The sequence below is a fragment of the Deltaproteobacteria bacterium genome (assembly GCA_016874775.1).
GTDB lineage: Bacteria > Desulfobacterota > Binatia > Bin18 > Bin18 > VGTJ01.
The window spans coordinates 1-2,683 of sequence record VGTJ01000339.1 but is presented as its reverse complement, the minus strand read 5'-3'; the positions used below and the strand labels follow the sequence as shown (position 1 = coordinate 2,683).

General features: G+C 53.2%; 3 protein-coding genes. 2 read left to right on the top strand and 1 reads right to left on the bottom strand.

Annotation, left to right across the window (positions count from 1 at the left end; translation table 11 throughout):
* Positions 1-98 precede the first annotated feature (98 nt).
* Complete coding sequence (locus FJ147_28250; GenBank protein MBM4259775.1) at positions 99-1,460, bottom strand: hypothetical protein; 1,362 nt, start codon at positions 1,458-1,460, stop codon at positions 99-101.
* Positions 1,461-1,578: 118 nt separating this feature from the next.
* Between FJ147_28250 and FJ147_28245 the strand changes: the two genes are divergently transcribed.
* A complete protein-coding gene (locus FJ147_28245; GenBank protein MBM4259774.1) occupies positions 1,579-1,791 on the top strand; it encodes a hypothetical protein in 213 nt (70 codons plus the stop codon).
* 134 nt (positions 1,792-1,925) lie between these two features.
* On the top strand, positions 1,926-2,552 hold the full coding sequence (locus tag FJ147_28240; GenBank protein MBM4259773.1) for a cysteine hydrolase: 627 nt from the start codon (positions 1,926-1,928) through the stop codon (positions 2,550-2,552).
* Positions 2,553-2,683: the final 131 nt, after the last annotated feature.

The following is a 2,683-nucleotide window of genomic DNA, read 5'->3' as shown; positions in this document are numbered from 1 at the left end:
CTCCAGCTTTTCCACCAGGGCACACGTGAGCGCAGGCATACCTCCTCCTCCTTTTTCCCGGACACCCGTGCTGCCCTCTCTATCCTAACCCCTTCTTTTTACAAGACTCTAAGCGCGTTCCCCGTGGATTTAGCATCGACTTGCAGGAACACGCCAAGCTCCGTATTGGGAGGCAACTCACGACACACCTCATTCCCAGCAAGATCAACAAGGCGAAAGTCGGCTGAACCAAAAGTGCGGTCTTGTTGCTGAATGCTAATGCTGGTGTCGCAGAGAAAGAAACTCCCACTCGTGGCAGCGCGGTGCTCACGATCTTCAGCCGTCACTGAACGGGTCGTTGTTGCCGTACGCTGAGCCCCACTATTCGGCACTTGGACATGTAATACGGCAAGATTGCCAGAGAGGAGACAGGGGTTACTCCATTCAATCGTGGCTCGCCCACCGTTCGTGTCGGTTGCTTGCCCTTGCTGCATTTTGCACAGCCCCTCCTCGATCCCTTGGAACCGCGAGCCGGTAACAACAAAATTCTGTTGACTTTCTAGCCACGCAACATTCGTCTGGGTTCCGTTCTTGGGAAAGTTTGGCAGTACAAAACTACCAGCCAGCCCCAACGGAAACGACCCTAACCCGAGAGTGACGACAGTAAACGTCGCCTGTCCCACTTCGCTTCCATCGGCGAGCACCCGCACAGTGTGTGTCCCATCCCCTAGGTCATTCCAGTTCACCTGAATGCTGAACCCGTTGTTTGTATCATTACAGGTTGGTTGTGTATCACCACGAGGTTCCTGATAGACCGCAGGTATAGGTCCTTGCCCGTCGATAAACGCTTCAATGCGTGTCGCGGTACAAATCCATCCACGGATCAGCCCAACCCCGCTCTGAAACGACCCTGGCTGTGGATCTTCAAGTTTCGCATCATTACGTGGGCTGCCGCCCCCTGTCGCCGGAGTGGCTCCTGAAGATAACACAAACTGTTGGCGACTTTCTTGCCAGCGCAGACGTGTCGTTCGACCAGCTTGGGGAAAAGGCTGGACGGGAAATTCACCTTGTGCTCCGAGGAAAAATGGCTGTCCCAAAGTGGCAACGACAACCGTCGCGCGACCAACCTCCTCACCATCAGCAAGGGCACGCACAACGTGAGCTCCCTCCCCCAACTCGTTCCAGTTGATCTGGACACTGAAACCGTTATTCGTATCGCCGCACGTAGTTTGTGTATCGCCACGCTCTTCGCCATAGGCGGATTGGATAACAACGGTCGCATCAATCTCGATATCAACTCGACTGGCCGTACAGACCCAACCACGAACCAGCCCGATCCCACTCTGAAACGACCCTGGAGTCGGGGTTTCCAATATCCCTTGCTCTGCCCAAGATTGCATCGGAAACCAGAGCGCCGCCAGGCTCACTACCAGAAAACGAAAACAGCAAAAGTATTCTCTACCAACGTTTGGCATCGACATGATACTCACCCTCCTAAAAACAAATCGCGGATCCAGACTGAGTTCGTGCGATACCTGTCAAGAAAGAGGGCGACGTAAGAAGGGGAAGCGAAGATGAGCAGCAGATAAGGAGCGAGTAGTGTTGCCGATAGGGCGCAAACTCAGTCTATTCTTCGATACCGTGATTGAGAGCAAAGGTTGTTCCAGCTTACGCTCCTGTTCATCGACCGGCGCGGCTACAGATGGAATCCACAAAGACAAGAGCAATTTCGTTATTTTACAAGTGTTGCCGGTGAGCGAAGAGCGAGAGCAACAGACAAGCTCGGTTGTTCAGTGTGTCAAGTCTGTTTGACAGTGCCAGATCTTGGCACGCAAGCGGCAAAACCGAGGGTCGCTTCATTGACACTCGTATCGCGACTGGCGTACTGTGCATGCTGTCCACCCCCGATCTTTTCCTGTCTCACCTGAAAATAAGGAGGTTCGGTTATGAGTGTGTCTACACTCCCGAAAGGTAAGGTTGCAATCCTGGTCATGGATTGCCAAAACGACATCGTGCATGAACAAGGAAAATTTGGCGGTGCCCTCACTGGCGGTTCGATGCCCAGGACCATTAAAGAGCGTAATATCTTTGGCAACATCAAAAAACTGATGGTCGCTGGGCGAGCCGCCAAGGTACCGATTATCCACGTGCGTCATACCTATCGACCTGACTATGCGGATCTGCCCAGCAATATTGGTGTCTTGCGAGCGATCAAGAAAGCCCAGGCGCTTCAAGACGGAACCTGGGGAGCGGAAATCCATGCGGACCTCACTCCCGACTCATCGGATTGGGTGATTACCAAAACACGGGTCAGCTCTTTTTACGCCAGTCAACTGGAAGGCATTCTCCAGGCGCAAGGAATTACCCATCTCGTGTTGACCGGTATTGCAACTGATGGAGTGGTTGAAGGCACCGCACGTGACGGAGCCGACCGAGGGTATTACATTTTCATTCCGGACGACTGCTGCGCGGGGACGACAGAAGAAGCACATCGAGTGATCCTCGGTGGAATTCTCGGGGCGCTAACGACGGTGTGTAAGTCGGACGAAGTAGTTCAAGCGCTTGCTAAATAAAGGGGATGGGCGTTAGGGGATGGGGGTTGGCTTAAGAGAGTGTTTTGAAAAAGGGATTGGTAAGCTTGAGGGATGAATACACTGCCGCGAGTTTATCCAACGGACCTGACCATGACCGAATGGACACAATT